Source organism: Candidatus Defluviilinea proxima (assembly GCA_016721115.1).
Lineage (GTDB): Bacteria > Chloroflexota > Anaerolineae > Anaerolineales > Villigracilaceae > Defluviilinea > Defluviilinea proxima.
Genome location: JADKIW010000001.1, coordinates 4,122,239 through 4,137,666 on the forward strand (window position 1 = coordinate 4,122,239; position 15,428 = coordinate 4,137,666).

The window sequence follows — 15,428 nt, forward strand, 5'->3', positions numbered from 1 at the left end:
GCTCCCTTGAATCGCCAACAAACAAACGGTGATCCTACATTTGAGATTTAGAATTACAGGAGTTAGGTATGGTAAACGTAGAACAACTCGGCTGGGAGGCCGCGACGGTCGGAGAACTCGACCATAGGTTGTTGAAAGCACCGCACGTAAAACTGCGCTCTGCGAACGAAGGCCCCAAAGGGGATATAGTGTATTGCGTAGACCTACGCATCAATCAACCCAACGTGGAATTTTTATCCTCAACGGAAATGCACTCCTTCGAGCATTTTCTATTGTATGGCTTCCAAAAATACATGCCAAAGAATTTTCTTTCCATTGGCTTGATGGGATGCCAGACAGGTTTCTACCTTGTGTTGTACAACGAAGGTAATGCTGGAACAATTTGCGATGTATACGAAACCATCCTCAAGGATGTTTTGACCGCCAGTGAAGTGCCCTATGCAAACATTGAGCAATGCGGGAACTACAAAAATCACAGCGTGGAACTTGCGCAAGCTGTTGCCAGGAGGGTGCTGGGCGCAAGAACCAACTGGCGGCAGGTGGTATGACAGACAGCATGTTCAAGCGGCGCGTCACGCATCCATACACAATTGAATACGAAGTCCTCAACGCTCCCGACCTCTTCCACCCGCAGAACATGGCGCTGTTATCTGAGGGAAAGATCAAAAATGCACGCAGGTTTGTTGTTATAGATAGTCATGTAGAAAAACACTATGGCAATAAAATGCGCAGTTATTTCGCGCATCACGGCGTAGAGGCCAAGATCGTCACCTTCCCCGGCGGCGAGGAAAATAAAACAGCAGAATATTATCTCTCCATTGTGCGTGAGCTGGATACTTTTCCCATCCATCGCAGAGATGAGCCGATCATCGCCATTGGAGGTGGCGTGCTCACCGATGTCGTTGCATTTGTCGCAAGCACCTATCGTCGTGGCGTCCCCCACATCAAAGTACCAACCACACTGATGGGATATGTCGATGCGTCAGTCGGCATCAAGAATGGAATCAACTTCAATGGTAACAAGAACCGTCTCGGCGCGTTCCAGCCTCCGCAAAAAGTCTTGCTCGATAAATCCTTCCTCGCCACCCTGCCACGCCGTCATCTTTTGAACGGTGTCTGCGAGATCATTAAACTGGCGGTCATCAAAGACGCGGAGTTATTTTCACTTTTGGAAACACATGGCCCAGAAAGCGTGGATGCCTATTTCCAAAATGCGGAAGGCGGCATCATCCTTGACCGGGCCATCGAAGGAATGCTGGAGGAGTTGGAGCCGAACTTATTCGAAGAAGACCTCGAACGCAAAGTGGATTTCGGCCATACATTCAGCTACGGATTAGAAACGCGTCACGAATCGGACCTTTTACATGGCGAGGCGGTTCTGTTAGATATCTGTCTCTCGGTCCTGATCGCAAAATCGCGTTGTCTATTGACAGATGAAGACAGTAACAGGGTATTTCGTCTGATCGAAAGCCTTGGCTTCATGCTGGATATGTCCATCCTCGACCCGCATCAACTTTGGGAATCGCTGGAGGAACGGGTGTATCACCGCAATGGCTTACAAAGAACACCCATGCCACACGGCATCGGCGGTTGTGTTTTTGTCAACGATATTAATTTCAATGAGATCGAACAGACAATAAAAATACTTGAGAATTGGATGGTAATAAAGCATGACAACTTTTAATAATGCAGACAACAAGGAAATCGACAAGTTTGATAAGGTCTCCCAGATCTGGTGGGACTTAAAAGGAGAGATGGGGACTCTTCACGTCATCAATCCTCTGCGCACCAAGTTCATCATGGAAAAGCTGACTGTGCAGAATCCCAAAATACTGGATGTAGGTTGTGGCGGCGGCATTTTATCTGAAGCATTAGCCAAAAACGGTGCTAAGGTGGTCGGCTCAGACCTATCGCAAGCTTCATTGGAAGTTGCCAAGCGCCATGCCGAACAACAAGGATTGAAGATCGAGTACCTATATGAAAGCGCTGAAAACATCGCCCAAAAGAATCCGGGAAGTTTCGATGCCATCACATGCATGGAAATGCTTGAGCATGTACCAGAACCAGCCAAGGTGATAGCGGCTTGTGCACAGGCACTAAAACCCGGCGGGCATGCCTTCTTCTCTACCATCAACCGCACACCAAAGGCATTTTTGTTCGCCATCGTTGGCGGTGAATATATTCTGCGCCTTCTGCCACGTGGAACCCACACCTATCAAAAATTGATCCGCCCCAGCGAATTAAAGCAATGGGCGCAGGATGCAGGTCTGGAGTTCTCCCGTATTGCCAGTTTGATCTACAATCCCTTCACCACTAAATTTAAAGTGGCGATGGGCGTGGAAGACGTCAACTATATGGTACATTTCACCAAGAAGAAATAATTCCACCGCGGAGTTGTAATCCATGAAAAAGTTTTTTGCCCTTTCCCGAACCACGCATGGCGTTCTAGATCTTGCCACGCCTGGTTTCTGCGCATTGCTTGTGCTGGGAAATTTCCCTGCATGGCAGGTCATTCTTCTTTCGATCTTCACCGCCTTTGCCGCATACACAGCCATTTACGCCCTGAACGATCTTGTGGGCATTGCGGTGGATAAGGAAAAGTTCACAGGTGGCATCAACGCTGGTTACTCGGTAGAAGCCTCTGATCTACGGTATCCATTAGCACAGAACGTACTCAGTTATCGAAGTGGTATTCTCTGGTTTGCCGTGTGGTTCATTGCCGCAGGGATCGGTTCCTATATACTCAACCCGACCATTGTGATCATCCTCGTTTCGGCCACTGTGTTGGAAGTGGTCTATGTCCTTCTCTTCAAGGTTACCTACCTGCGCACATTTGTCAGCGGATTGGTCAAATCCAGCGGGCCGATTGCCGCGGTCTTCGTTGTAGACCCCAACCCTTCCCTATCATCACTTTTGCTGATCCTGGCTTGGGTCTTTTTCTGGGAGATCGGCGGACAAAACGTCCCTGCCGATTGGAACGATACCGTGGAAGATAAACGCGTCCACGCCAAGACTATCCCTTTACAACTTGGCACACAAACAGCGGGACTAATCGTTATCATCACGCTGGCAGTGACAGTAGTCGCCAGTCTGTTCCTGCCGAACGTCTCTCCGCTCAAATTAGGTATTCCCTATTTGATTGCAAGCGCGGCGGCTGGCATCTACTTCCTGTTACTCCCGGGGTATCAACTCAGCCGCCAGCATGAAGGACGACAGGCTGCCAAGTTATTCGATAGTGCAAGTTATTATCCATTGGCACAACTTGCTATCATCACAGTGTTCGTGCTCCTCAATTAGTACATTCCCCATAAACATAAAACGGCCACGGAGTTTTATAGCTCCGCGGCCGTTGTGTTTTATCAATCGCGCCAGCCGTCTGCACGGCGCATCAATTCAAGCAATTCAGACATTTGCTCATCCCCTGAGAAATATTCGCCAACCCGAACCGCCTCACGATAAACATCTTGCAGTGAACTGCCATCGGCCCAATAGCTTTCCTTCAGTATCTCAGCATACTCTGCAACAATAACTGTGCGTTGGAAGTAGGGATCGGCACGTTCAAAGCTTCTGGATAGATCGCCAGAGCCAAGATCTTTTGACATTTCCACCACCTGCCGTGTATCGGGGTCTTGCCATCGCAGGTAGACCGTTGCAATATTCCCGTAGGCTTCGGGATACAACTTGACCTCATATAACGCGGTCACAGAGTGCCCTGCGCCGATCTCGCCTGCATCCACGGTATTATCGCGGAATTGGTCATCGGCAATGGCGCGGTTCTCAAAACCGACGAGACGATAACGCATCACAACATCGGGATTGAAATCCACCTGCACTTTGGCATCCATCGCAATGGTTTGAAGTGTACTGGTGAGGTTATCGATGAAGAGACGCTTGGCCTCACGCATATCATCCACATAAGCATAGAAGCCATCGCCGTTATCGGCCAGTTGTTCCATGAGTGTGTCGTTGTAGTTATCCATGCCAAAGCCAATAGTGGTCATGGTGACACCTTCTTCTACATGTCCGCGGATCTCATCGAGGATCACATTTGCTTCTGTGTTGCCGACGTTGGCAACACCGTCAGAGCAAAGGATGACACGATTGATTCCATCTCGCTTGTAGGAGCGGAGCGCCATGTTGTATCCCAAGCGGATCCCCGCTTCGGCGTTGGTCGCGCCTTCGGGTTGGAGACTGTAGATCGCGGAGAGAATGGCGTCTTTGTCCGAACCAGGCGTCGGGTCCAGAATGACGCGAGCATCGGATCCATATACAACAATACTCACGCTGTCGTTTCGTCCCAATTGCTCAACAAGCAATTCCAGTGAACGCTTCACCAATCCGAGACGGTTGTCCATATCCATCGAACCAGAGACGTCGATCACGAACGTCAACGAGGCATCCTTGCGTTCGTACTCAGGGACCTGATAGCCCTGAATGCCGACGCGTAGCATTTGATAACGCTCGGTCTGCGTAAAAGGTGAAGGCGCGCCATCCACAGAGATGGTGAAGGCCTGATGCGCAGATGGGTTGGCATATCCCTGATCGAAGTAGTTGATATACTCCTCCACGCGGACAGATTCGGGCGGCACCTGTAGATCATCCTTGAGATAGTTGCGCATGATCGTGTAGGAGCCAGTATCCACATCAAGCCCAAACGTGGAAAGATGATCGTCTTCCGTATCAATGGCTGGGTTGACGCCATAATCTTCAAAGAATGTGTCCTGTGGCTGTTGGTTCACAGGAGGGCCACCCCAATTCTTGGACGATGATTGAGGAGCGGATGCAGGGGCTTCGGTAGCCGCTGGCGCCTCGGTGACGACAGGCATTTCAAGAACATCGGCAGGGAGTTCATCGTGCGGTATCGGAGTGGAAGCCGCGCCTCCGCAAGCGGAGGTAAAAAGCAACAGGAATAGAATACCTGTTAGTAAGGCATTTCGTTTGGTAGACATTTTCTTCTCCTAAGTTTATTTTTTGAAGCGAAGTAAAGCGGACAACAGGTCGGCGTTCCCGTTGTGCTTGAAGGTGGAATTAATACATAGGCCCTCCGCTCCGGTGAAGAATGTTCACCAATTTGTAAATGCTGTGTTTCTTTTGTGACGTTGGGTAAAAGATAAAGTTCCCCATAAAGAAAAAGGATGAACCATGATGGTTCATCCTTTTTATAACTACCTGACACTCTAGAAACAAGTGGTGGTTGAGTAGTCCGAAGCGATTGCGAAGGGCGTACCGAAACCACAAATCCTGGTTGGTTATTGGTACGCGAGGAACACCAACGAAGACGTATCCGTTTCCTTCGTGATGGTCACAGTCGTGGTGTGATTATCCTTTTGATAACTGAGCAAGGCACCGCTACCCGTATCAGGAAGGTTGAACAACGCTGTCCAACCAAGCTTGGTCATCTCCGCTTCATAGTAATCGAACACTTCCTTTGTAGTCGCATTGGCCTTGAAGCTATAACCTATTGAAGTTTCTTCACCAGTGAACGCTGAAGGAATCACCGGGATACCATTCCAATCTTGAACCGGAGTTCCCTGCGGATCTACAGCATTCTGTATATCAGGCATTGCAGAAGGAAGCGCTTGCAAGGTCTCAACCGGCATGGAAGTCGCCAAAGCTTGCAGGGTTTCGATCGGCATGGAGGTCGCAAACGACTGCGCCGTTTCAACTGCATTCTGCGCCTCGTTGAATGGTTTGGAAACCAAACTACAGGCAAGAACAAAAACCAACGGGATTAGTAATAATAAAACTCTTGATGTGCGTGACATATAATAAATCTCCTTTTCATATAAATCATAATACAATAGGGCGGCATTCTCATAGACCTGTATGTACTATAAAAAAGGATCATCAATATGAACACATTACCGTGGTATCACAAAACCACCATCTATCAGGTTTACCCACGCTCTTTCAAAGACAGTAACGGCGATGGGATCGGGGACATTCGAGGCATCATCCAAAAATTAGACTACCTCCACGACTTGGGCTTCGAAACCATCTGGTTCTCGCCGTTCTTCTCCTCCCCACAAGCTGATTTCGGTTACGACATCTCGAACTACACTGACGTCGCTCCCGAATACGGCACCATGGACGATGCCCTCGAACTGATCGAGCAAATGCACAAGCGAGGTATGAAGATCGTTCTTGATATGGTGATGAACCACACATCCATCGAACATCCATGGTTTCAGGAGTCTCGCTCCTCGCGCGATAACCCGAAAGCCGATTGGTATATTTGGCGCGACAACCCCAACAACTGGAAATCCATGACCGGTGGAAGCGGCTGGCATTACGCACCAGAACGCGGACAATATTTCTGGTCAAGCTTTCTGCCCTTTCAACCAGACCTGAACTACCGCAACCCCGAAATAAAGAAGATCATGTTCGATACCGTCCGCTTTTGGCTGGAAAAAGGCGTGGACGGATACCGCCTCGACATCTTCAACGTCATCTACAAGGATGCCGAGTTTCGAGATAACCCATTCGCACTCAAACTTGCACCAGCGGTCAACGAGCCATCCGGGTACTTTCAGGAGTTCAAATACACGCTTGATCAACCCGAGGTCTTTGCGTTTGCTAAAGAGTTGCGAAATGTCTGCAATGAGTTCGGGGATACGCTCCTGCTCGGTGAAGTGATCGGAAGAAGGGAAGTCGTTCGCAGGTTTGCCGGGGACGAGCAGAACGATGGCCTCACGCTCGTATTCGACTTTGAAATGCTTGACTTCAAGTTCACAGCCGATTACTTTCGTGAACTGATCGGGAAGATCGAAGCGCATTTTCCAAGTCCCTTTATGCCAGTCTACGTGTTCAGTAACCACGATAAGAAACGAAGCATCCACAGGCTTGGAAATGACGCGCGAAAGGCAAAACTGCTCCACATGTTCCAATTGACCGTGCGGGGTGTGCCGTGCATGTATCACGGAGAAGAGATCGGCATGACCAATCATAAGATCCCGTTCGGAGCCGCGCTTGACCCGATCCCACACAAGTACAAGCGCCTGCCAAGGATTCTCTTTGATGCCCTCGGTATGACAGTTAACCGCGATGAAGTCCGCACGCCTATGCAATGGGACTCGACCCCAAATGCTGGTTTCTCCTCAGGAAAGCAAACATGGTTGCCCGTACATGAAAACTACACAACCATCAACGTGGAGAAAGAAAGCAAAGAAGATACATCACTGCTCAATACGATCCGTGCTTTGCTCAAGATCCGTACACAAGAGCAGGCCATTCAAGAAGGGTCATTGCAATTGATCGAAGGCCTTCCAAACAACGTACTTGGCTATGTAAGAGAGTTTGAGAAAAAACGTGTGGCCGTCTTCTTGAATTTCAGTGAGCAGGAAGTGGAGTTCCCATTTGGAGCTACCGAGTGTCTCTATCAATTGTCACCCACCGATCAGATCAAAAGCAAGTCCATCCATCTCGACAGTTTTGGAGGCATGATCGTTCTGTAGAAGCATCACCTGCGTAACAGAATATGATATAGTTTGGCTTTGGAACTATGAAGATCCTAGTGGTAGAAGACAACCCGGGCTCAAGGCGACTGGTAAAAGTACGCCTTTCTGCTGTGGGTCACGAGGTTGTAGATGTAGAAGATGGGCAATATGCATGGGATTTACTTCAACGCGAACCGTTCCAGATCGTCATCACCGATTGGATGATGCCGCGTCTTGACGGGCCAGGGTTGATCCAAAAAATTCGCGCCAGCAAGAATTCGCATTACACCTACATCATCATGCTCACCGCCATAGACGATAAACCCAAAGTTGTGCTCGGGTTGGAGGCGGGCGCTGATGAATACCTCACCAAGCCCTTCGACGCAAAAGAATTGATCGCTCGCGTGGCCAGCGGGGAACGCATCATCAAACTGGAAGAGCAACTTATCAAAGCTCGCCAACAAATGGAAAACCTCGCCATGCAAGATAGCCTGACATGTCTTCTCAACAGGCGTGCCATCGAAGAACATGCCCGAACCGAACTCACCCTCGCCAAACGCAAAGAACAGCCACTGAGCATCATATTGTTGGATATTGATTTTTTCAAAGCCATCAACGATCAATATGGGCATCCCGTTGGCGATCAGGTTTTACGAAAGCTGGCCGAAGTGTTTCCCCGCAATCTCCGTCCATATGACCGCATCGGGCGCTGGGGTGGCGAAGAGTTTATTGTGATCCTGCCCGATACAGATATATCCGAAGCTGTGGCCATAGCAGAACGTATGCGCATCGCAACCGCTGAAACCCCATTCACCCTCGAAAACGGGGATCACTACACCGTGCAGATCAGCCTTGGGGTAACCTGCGCCGTTGTAAATTACCCATCCCTCGAAGAACTTGTAGAAACAGCCGACCTGGCCTCTATAAAGCAAAACAGACTGGTCGAAACCGCGTGTGCAGTATCAACCAGTCTGCCGAGTAAGTTCTTTGTCATTTCGAAGGAGCGATAGCGACTGAGAAATCTTTACCCCTCGAGTAGAAGATTTCTCCCCGCTTCGCGGCTCGAAATGACAAGACAAAAATTACTTCAATTTATCTTCCACAACCTTCGACAACTTACCCAACGCTTCCTTGACATCCCCACTCAAACTTCCTTGAGCCATATTGGGACGTCCTCCACCTTTGCCGCCGATTCCTGTGATGAGGTCTCCAGCTTTCAAGCCTCTCTTGACGAGATCTTCGGTCACTACCGCAATGACGGTTGGTCCAGTCACGAGGACAGCGGCTCCACCCTTTGGATATTTCTCGCGGAATTTATCCGCCAGCATGCGGAGCGTATCCACATTCGAGTCAGGGACTTCGACCGCCAACACGTTGGCATCTTTCACGGCCTGCACTGCTGACAACTGATTGCTAAAAGCCGCCAATGCCTGTTGCGCACGCAAGTTGGCGATCTCTTTCTTCAAGTCAGAGACTTCCTCTTGTAACGCATTCACCTTGGCAGGGACTTCGTCCAGCGAGGTCTTCAGTGCACCCGCTGTTTGCTTGAGCGTCTTGAAGCGCTTGTTGATGAGTTCATACGCGCCACGACCCGTCACAGCTTCAATACGGCGCACGTTCGCCGCGACAGAACTTTCGCTCACAATAATGAACGCGCCGATATCGGATGTACGCTCAAGGTGCGTACCACCGCAGAGTTCATAGGAGTATTTTTTGGAATCAGCCAGCTTGCTGGCGTCTGTCGGGAGCAAGCTCCCTGATTCCATAATAGAGATCGTTCTCACGGTCTCGCCGTACTTCTCACCGAACAAGGCCATCGCGCCTTCTTTCTTGGCCTCGTCCAGTGACTTGGTGACTTTCACCACAGGCATGTCGGCCGCGATCGCTTCATTGACCATCTTCTCGACACGCTCGATCTGTTCTGCGGTCATGGCTTCGGGATGGTTGAAGTCAAAGCGCAGATGGGTCGGCGCAACGAGCGAACCCGCCTGCTTGGCTTGGTCACTCAGCACTTCGTGCAAAGCTTTGTGGAGCAAGTGTGTAGCAGTGTGATTCCGCATGATGTTGTGGCGGCGGACGGCGTCTACTTCAGCCGTAGCTTTATCGCCCACTTTGGGTTGACCGGAGATCACCTCACCCATGTGGACGATCACACCCGCCGATGCACGGCGCATGCCTGTCACTTCGATCTCCCAACCCCCCTCTTTCTCTCCCCCCATTTTCTCCGAAAATGGGGGGAGACGGAGGGGGGTCGAACGGATAAAGCCTATGTCATTGACCTGGCCACCCGCTTCGATGTAGAAGCCGGTCTTGGGCAGAATAACTTCGACTTGATCGTCAAGCGATGCAGACTCTACTGATTGTCCATTCACAATCAAAGCCAATACTTCAAGACCTGTATACTTCTCTACCTGAGTACCGCTATACGGATCATACTCAACACCATCTTTCCCTAACTTGCCTTTCGCTTGTAGGTCCTTCAAGATACCTGCGAAGAACTCTGCATCTTCACCACCCATCTTGCCCATGGCTTTACCGCCGCCAGAAGCAAGCGCGTGTTTTTCTTTCGCTTCGTTGAAACCTTTATCGTCCACATCGAGACCTTGTTCACGGGCAATATCGCGCGAGATCTCGAAGGGCAGACCATACGTAGCATAAAGGTCGAAGGCTTTGTGACCATCGAGGATTGTAGAGTTGGTTTTGCGAAGGTCTGAGAGTAGAGTCTCTAAATGCGCTGTACCAGCTTCCACCGTACGTGCGAAGCGGACTTCTTCTCGAGTCAGATTATCCAGAATGGCAGGTTGAGCGGCGCGGAGTTCGGTATAGAAGTCACCGTAAATATCAATGAAAGCCTGCGCTACTTTGGCGAGGAAGGGTTCGTTGAGTCCGAGCTTGGAGCCGAAGCGTGCCGCGCGGCGGACGATCATACGCGCCACGTAGTTACGTCCTGCGTTGCCAGGCACCACACCATCAGCGATCAGGAATGCCGCCGAACGGACATGGTCACAGATGACGCGATAGGGTGTGAAATCGGCGAGCATCTCTTTCTCGGTGTGACCCGTCAGCGAGCGGAGCACATCCAGTGAGCCGGTGAAGAGGTCAGTCTTGTAGTTCGAGTCAACGCCCTGCAACACAGAGACGATGCGCTCGAAGCCCATGCCGGTGTCCACATGCTTTTGCGGGAGCGGTTCAAGGCGGCCATCTTCGAAGAGATTGTATTGAATGAAAACGTTGTTCCAGAGTTCGAGGTAGCGCGTGCAATCGCCGTTCACGCCACAGACGTGCTCGGTGCCGCGCAAGTTATCGCGCTCTTCGCCGAGATCGATGTGGATCTCGGAACACGGGCCGCACGGACCGAACTCGGCCATCTGCCAGAAGTTTTCCTTGCGCCCAAAGTACAGGACGTGGGAAGGATCGAAGCCAGGTTGGGTCTTCCAGATATCGGCGGCTTCTTCATCGGTGGGCACGTTGCCTTTATCGTCCTTGAAGACGGTGGCATAGAGTTTATCTTTGGGTAGGCCCCATACATCGGTAAGCAACTGCCAAGACCAGGCGATGGCTTCCTTTTTGTAATAATCGCCAAAGGACCAGTTACCGAGCATCTCAAAGAAGGTGTGGTGCGTATCGTCGCGGCCCACATCGTCGAGGTCGTTGTGCTTGCCCGCCACGCGCATACACTTCTGCGAGTCGACGGCGCGTTTGTAGGGACGGGTATCAGTGCCGACAAAGACATCTTTAAACTGCACCATGCCAGAGTTGGTGAAGAGAAGCGTGGCATCCCCGCCCGGGACAAGGGACATCGAGGGCACAGCGGTGTGCCCGTGTTCAACGAAAAAGTCTATGAAATCCTGTCGGATCTGGTTACCTGTTAGTTTTTTGCTCATGCAAACTCCAAATTGAAATAATGACGGGCGAATTATACCAACGGAATGATGAAGGGTGATTGCGGAATGGTGATTGTAGGGGCGGCCCGCCTTGCGGATTGATGTCACCTTGTTCAACATTGAAGGGTCGCCCCTACAAGTTACAACAAAGAAAAAGTCCCGAACCTGTGGGTTCGGGACTTTGAATTCCGTCTTTCAGTCTCAAGCCGTGGCAGGTTTCAAGGATGCGCCTATAGCGACGGCTTGAGGGGCTGCGGTTTGCTTGAGGGTTTGTTTCATGATCGGGATTATACAAAGCGCTCGCAGTTTTGGGGAGGGTGGAAATAGGGTTTAACTAAAAATACTATTGTCGTTCTGAGGGGCACTCCTTTCAACCAAAGAGTCCCGCACTTTGGCGCAGGGGATCCTTCGATATCACTCAAGGCATCGTTATTCAGATAATTTAAAAAAAACTGACTTCTTACAAGAGTGCAAATCATTACAGGACTGAAATGCAAATCTCCATAATTAAGGTGTACGATAAAACCGAGTTGAATCGATTCAGCCAGGAGACCTGCCCTATGGAAAATAGTTCTGCAAACATCCTATTCGTCGATGACGATGAACAGATTCGCCATCTTGTTCTGGCGGTCCTGCGTCACGCAGGATTCGAGGTCACGAGCGCATCCAGTGCGGCCAGTGCGCTTAAGTACTTGGAAACCGCTACGCCGGATATCATCGTCTCCGATGTGATGATGCCGGATATGGATGGCTTCGCCTTTTTGAAGGTCCTGCGTTCGCAGACTGAGACATCCAAGATACCGGTCATCTTATTGACGGCCTTGGTAAATTCCGAAGACCTGGTAACAGGCCTGTCGTTGGGGGCCGATGACTATATCAAAAAACCGTTCATGCCTGCCGAATTGGTGGCACGTATTCGAAGCAAACTTGAACGTCCTCCCATCCCCAACGATTTGATCATCAAAGATATCAAGACCGGCCTTCCAACGCCACGAATGTTCAACGACATGGTTTCGAAGGAATTATTTCGCTCAAGAACCACAGATGCAAATGGATATCTGGCTTACCTTGCCCTATCGGAATTACATCTCCTGAGTGAACGACTGGGAAAAGGCGTGGAAGCAGAAGTATGGAAACAAACCGCAAGAATCCTTGAAACCTCACTGCGGCCACTGGATGTGATCGGCTGGGGAGAGAACGGTTTTCTCGGTTTTATTCTCCCCGAAACCAGTGAAGCAGAAGCCCGCAAATTTCTTTCAACCCTTGCAAAAGTCATCATGAGTCACAGGTTCACCCTCGGAAATGAAAACCTGCGCATGACTCCATCATTTGGCTACGTGGACCTGCGCTCCTCCAAGACGCTCAAGGAAGTCAACGACCGCGCAATGACCGCGCTTGACCTTTCCACGCGAAACCTCGATCTACAGCCGTTGAAATACGATGCCAAGATGGGGTCCCTGGCGAAACGAAAAAAGGCGGTCGAACATTCAACGGGACAACAGCGCCTCGCCCGCCTCCGCGAACTGCTCAATTTGCCGATCCAGATCTTGCTCACACTGACGGTGGGTGCGGTCCTGCCCTTCTTCCTTTATACCTGGTTCGACTCGATCGGGCATGACATTTCCTCTTATGCGTACCTTATCATCACAGCGGCCCTTGTCATCACGGCCTTGTTGATCTGGGTGGAAGGCTATCTTGCCAGCAGGGCCATCGACCCACCCGTACAACCCAAAACACCCTATCCGCCCGCCAGCGCCATCATCGCTGCCTATTTGCCCAATGAAGCTCCCACCATTTTGGAAACGGTGGAGTCTTTTCTTGAAATCAACTATCCCGCACCACTTCAGATCATACTGGCCTACAACACACCTCACGACCTGCCGATTGAAAACGACCTGCGCAGAATCACCGAGCGCGATCACCGCTTCAAATTACTGCGCATCCAGCACAGCACGTCAAAAGCACAAAACATCAACAAAGCACTCTCCGATGTAACCGGGAAATTTGTAGGCATCTTCGACGCCGATCACAAGCCGAAAGCGGATAGTTTCATGCGCGCATGGCGCTGGCTATCTCAGGGCAACGATGTCGTCCAGGGTCACTGTGTTGTGCGCAACGGCAACGCATCCTGGATCTCGCGGTTGATCGCCGTGGAATTTGAAGCGATCTATGCGGTCAGCCATCCCGGACGGTCCATTCTTCATAAATTTGGTATCTTCGGCGGCTCAAACGGATTCTGGCGAACCGACCTGTTACGCAAGACCCGCATGCATGGCTCCATGCTCACAGAGGATATCGATTCATCCATCCGCGTGATGACCTCGGGCGCAAGGATCATTTCAGACCCGAGGTTGGTCTCCAGAGAACTGGCCCCCACCACAATCAAAGCACTGTGGAATCAACGCTTGCGTTGGGCACAGGGCTGGCTTCAAGTTTCGATGAAACATTTATGGAAGGCCCTGCGATCAAGGAATTTATCGCCAAGGCAAAAATTCGGTCTTCTTTGGCTGTTAGGCTGGCGCGAGGTCTATCCGTGGATCTCCATGCAAATGCTCCCGATCATTTTATTTTGGGTCGTGAAGTACGGTGGCGTGGAGAAGATCAACTGGCTGGTTCCCATATTTGTCATGACCACACTCTTCACCTTGAGCGTGGCACCGGGACAGGTGTTCTTTTCATACAAGTTGGGCGACCCTGAGATCCGCAAAAATAAAAAGTGGTTCTATTTTTATCTGATCATCGGCTCCATCTTTTATGTGGAATTCAAAAACGTCATTGCGCGAGTCGCCCAGGTAAAGGAACTGTTCAGGGAGCGCCATTGGAAGGTCACCCCGCGCATGGCACACAATAAAATATAAAACTCAGCTCATTGAATATTCAAAACAACCCAGTCCTCATGGCTGGGTTGTTTGTTATAACACAGAGCCTGTTACCGTTCTTGGGTTCAAGTAAAACTATCCTTTAATTTGCATAATTCCGATAACCTGACATATAATACTCAAATGGACCCCGCGAGACTTTCCATTCCAGTGGATTAAGAAGTCTCGCAGGGTCTTACTTTTTGTTATCGACTTTGTTTAATGGGGCACACTATAGGGCCTTGGTGACTTCCTGCAAGGTGGTACCGCCGGGACGGTCGGTGGCAACCACGCTGATCTTGGCAGTGACGCCATCGGGGATACCGCCTGTAGTGGTGTAGAGCCAGATACCGGAGCCGGGGGCCGTTTCGATGGCATCGTCACCTTCATACACGAGGTTGCTGGCTTTATCGGCGATCGTCACGTTCACTTTCACCACACCGAAATCATCGCCTGCTTTGACCCTGATGGTTTGACCGATCTCACCGCTGAAGGCGGAGAGGTCCACTTCATAAATGACGGGGGCATTCAAGTAGTCTGCCACGCTCAACGCAAAGGTGGATATCTTCTTGCTGTTGGCCACCGCCTCATACAACTCGCGAGCGACGGGATCTGCCAACACAGACTTGCCATAGGCCGCCGCCAGTTTGAAGCGCTCACGATGCGCCGCCTGCTCCACGGTTGGCGCACCAAGAAAGCTTGGCTTGCGCGAGACGATGGTCTCACCGTTTACTTTACGGAAGACCACGCCTCCCATCTGCCCACGCAGGCCTTCGAACATGGGGTTTAACTTGACTTTCATTCTTATATACTCCTTTTCTACAATGGTTGGTTTCTTCGCACCCTTTCATGGGGGCGCGAACGGCACGTGATAACTCACGCCTGTTCGTTTGGACGGAAGGAAATTGGAATTCGTTCCAGCCAAATGGATGAGTACACGCAATTAACATTACAAAAACTGACATTTGAACTATAAGTGAAGGCATGAAAACCCTCCGCATTGTTCTTGGCATACTGGCGCTCATCCCCCTCGCCCTGCTCACCGATACACTTCTCTTTCACCCCGTGGAATATGACGAAGATTCTCTCAGGACCTTGGCCTTTATGGCCTTTGGCATTCCCATCCTAATCCTCAATGGATGGGCGTGGCCGGCCGCCGAAACAAGAGACACTCCACCCTGATCGTGGGACTTGCGTATAGGGGGATTTGGCTTTATCCTTGACACATGGAGCGGGGATACACCCTGCCA

The 15,428-nt window shown here is 50.6% G+C and carries 12 protein-coding genes; 8 read left to right on the plus strand and 4 right to left on the minus strand.

Annotated elements, in window-relative coordinates:
• Window positions 1-68: 68 nt before the first annotated feature.
• Genes IPP66_19060 through IPP66_19075 form a run of 4 tightly spaced genes read left to right on the plus strand, consistent with a single transcriptional unit; the run spans window position 69 to window position 3,297 of the window.
• The gene (locus IPP66_19060; GenBank protein MBK9927374.1) at window positions 69-548 is read left to right on the plus strand and encodes an S-ribosylhomocysteine lyase; all 480 of its coding nucleotides are present in this window, start codon (window positions 69-71) and stop codon (window positions 546-548) included.
• Window positions 545-1,684, plus strand: coding sequence for a sedoheptulose 7-phosphate cyclase (locus tag IPP66_19065; protein ID MBK9927375.1), 1,140 nt, complete (start codon window positions 545-547; stop codon window positions 1,682-1,684). The genes IPP66_19060 and IPP66_19065 overlap by 4 nt, the downstream gene beginning before the upstream one ends.
• Entirely contained in the window at window positions 1,671-2,381 is a 711-nt protein-coding gene (gene ubiG, locus IPP66_19070; GenBank protein MBK9927376.1) for a bifunctional 2-polyprenyl-6-hydroxyphenol methylase/3-demethylubiquinol 3-O-methyltransferase UbiG, read from the plus strand. Before IPP66_19065 ends, ubiG begins: the two co-directional genes overlap by 14 nt.
• Before the next feature lie 22 nt (window positions 2,382-2,403).
• Entirely contained in the window at window positions 2,404-3,297 is an 894-nt protein-coding gene (locus tag IPP66_19075; GenBank protein MBK9927377.1) for a UbiA family prenyltransferase, read from the plus strand.
• A 62-nt stretch (window positions 3,298-3,359) separates the two neighbouring features.
• On the opposite strand, the gene IPP66_19080 is transcribed toward IPP66_19075, so the two are convergent.
• Both IPP66_19080 and IPP66_19085 read right to left on the minus strand, forming a co-directional pair.
• A complete protein-coding gene (locus tag IPP66_19080) occupies window positions 3,360-4,949 on the minus strand; it encodes a von Willebrand factor type A domain-containing protein (protein ID MBK9927378.1) in 1,590 nt (529 codons plus the stop codon).
• Window positions 4,950-5,249: 300 nt separating this feature from the next.
• Entirely contained in the window at window positions 5,250-5,765 is a 516-nt protein-coding gene (locus tag IPP66_19085) for a hypothetical protein (GenBank protein ID MBK9927379.1), read from the minus strand.
• 87 nt (window positions 5,766-5,852) lie between these two features.
• Here IPP66_19085 and IPP66_19090 point away from each other — a divergent pair, with 87 nt between their 5' ends.
• Both IPP66_19090 and IPP66_19095 read left to right on the plus strand, forming a co-directional pair.
• Window positions 5,853-7,454, plus strand: coding sequence for an alpha-glucosidase (locus IPP66_19090; protein ID MBK9927380.1), 1,602 nt, complete (start codon window positions 5,853-5,855; stop codon window positions 7,452-7,454).
• A 47-nt stretch (window positions 7,455-7,501) separates the two neighbouring features.
• Entirely contained in the window at window positions 7,502-8,446 is a 945-nt protein-coding gene (locus tag IPP66_19095) for a diguanylate cyclase (protein ID MBK9927381.1), read from the plus strand.
• Window positions 8,447-8,518: 72 nt separating this feature from the next.
• Here IPP66_19095 and alaS read toward each other — a convergent pair whose 3' ends face one another.
• The gene (gene alaS, locus IPP66_19100; GenBank protein MBK9927382.1) at window positions 8,519-11,320 is read right to left on the minus strand and encodes an alanine--tRNA ligase; all 2,802 of its coding nucleotides are present in this window, start codon (window positions 11,318-11,320) and stop codon (window positions 8,519-8,521) included.
• Between the two features lie 560 nt (window positions 11,321-11,880).
• On the opposite strand from alaS, the gene IPP66_19105 reads away from it, so the two are divergent.
• Complete coding sequence (locus tag IPP66_19105; protein MBK9927383.1) at window positions 11,881-14,178, plus strand: response regulator; 2,298 nt, start codon at window positions 11,881-11,883, stop codon at window positions 14,176-14,178.
• A 232-nt stretch (window positions 14,179-14,410) separates the two neighbouring features.
• Here the strand turns inward: IPP66_19105 and IPP66_19110 are convergent, their stop codons facing one another.
• On the minus strand, window positions 14,411-14,980 hold the full coding sequence (locus tag IPP66_19110; protein ID MBK9927384.1) for a hypothetical protein: 570 nt from the start codon (window positions 14,978-14,980) through the stop codon (window positions 14,411-14,413).
• A 182-nt stretch (window positions 14,981-15,162) separates the two neighbouring features.
• Between IPP66_19110 and IPP66_19115 the strand changes: the two genes are divergently transcribed.
• The gene (locus IPP66_19115; protein MBK9927385.1) at window positions 15,163-15,360 is read left to right on the plus strand and encodes a hypothetical protein; all 198 of its coding nucleotides are present in this window, start codon (window positions 15,163-15,165) and stop codon (window positions 15,358-15,360) included.
• Window positions 15,361-15,428: the final 68 nt, after the last annotated feature.

Coding starts and splice junctions, on each gene's coding strand:
- IPP66_19060 (MBK9927374.1), top strand. CDS start 69: ATGGTAAACGTAGAACAACTCGGCTGGGAGGCCGCGACGGTCGGAGAA.
- IPP66_19065 (MBK9927375.1), top strand. CDS start 545: ATGACAGACAGCATGTTCAAGCGGCGCGTCACGCATCCATACACAATT.
- ubiG (MBK9927376.1), top strand. CDS start 1,671: ATGACAACTTTTAATAATGCAGACAACAAGGAAATCGACAAGTTTGAT.
- IPP66_19075 (MBK9927377.1), top strand. CDS start 2,404: ATGAAAAAGTTTTTTGCCCTTTCCCGAACCACGCATGGCGTTCTAGAT.
- IPP66_19080 (MBK9927378.1), bottom strand. CDS start 4,949: ATGTCTACCAAACGAAATGCCTTACTAACAGGTATTCTATTCCTGTTG.
- IPP66_19085 (MBK9927379.1), bottom strand. CDS start 5,765: ATGTCACGCACATCAAGAGTTTTATTATTACTAATCCCGTTGGTTTTT.
- IPP66_19090 (MBK9927380.1), top strand. CDS start 5,853: ATGAACACATTACCGTGGTATCACAAAACCACCATCTATCAGGTTTAC.
- IPP66_19095 (MBK9927381.1), top strand. CDS start 7,502: ATGAAGATCCTAGTGGTAGAAGACAACCCGGGCTCAAGGCGACTGGTA.
- alaS (MBK9927382.1), bottom strand. CDS start 11,320: ATGAGCAAAAAACTAACAGGTAACCAGATCCGACAGGATTTCATAGAC.
- IPP66_19105 (MBK9927383.1), top strand. CDS start 11,881: ATGGAAAATAGTTCTGCAAACATCCTATTCGTCGATGACGATGAACAG.
- IPP66_19110 (MBK9927384.1), bottom strand. CDS start 14,980: ATGAAAGTCAAGTTAAACCCCATGTTCGAAGGCCTGCGTGGGCAGATG.
- IPP66_19115 (MBK9927385.1), top strand. CDS start 15,163: ATGAAAACCCTCCGCATTGTTCTTGGCATACTGGCGCTCATCCCCCTC.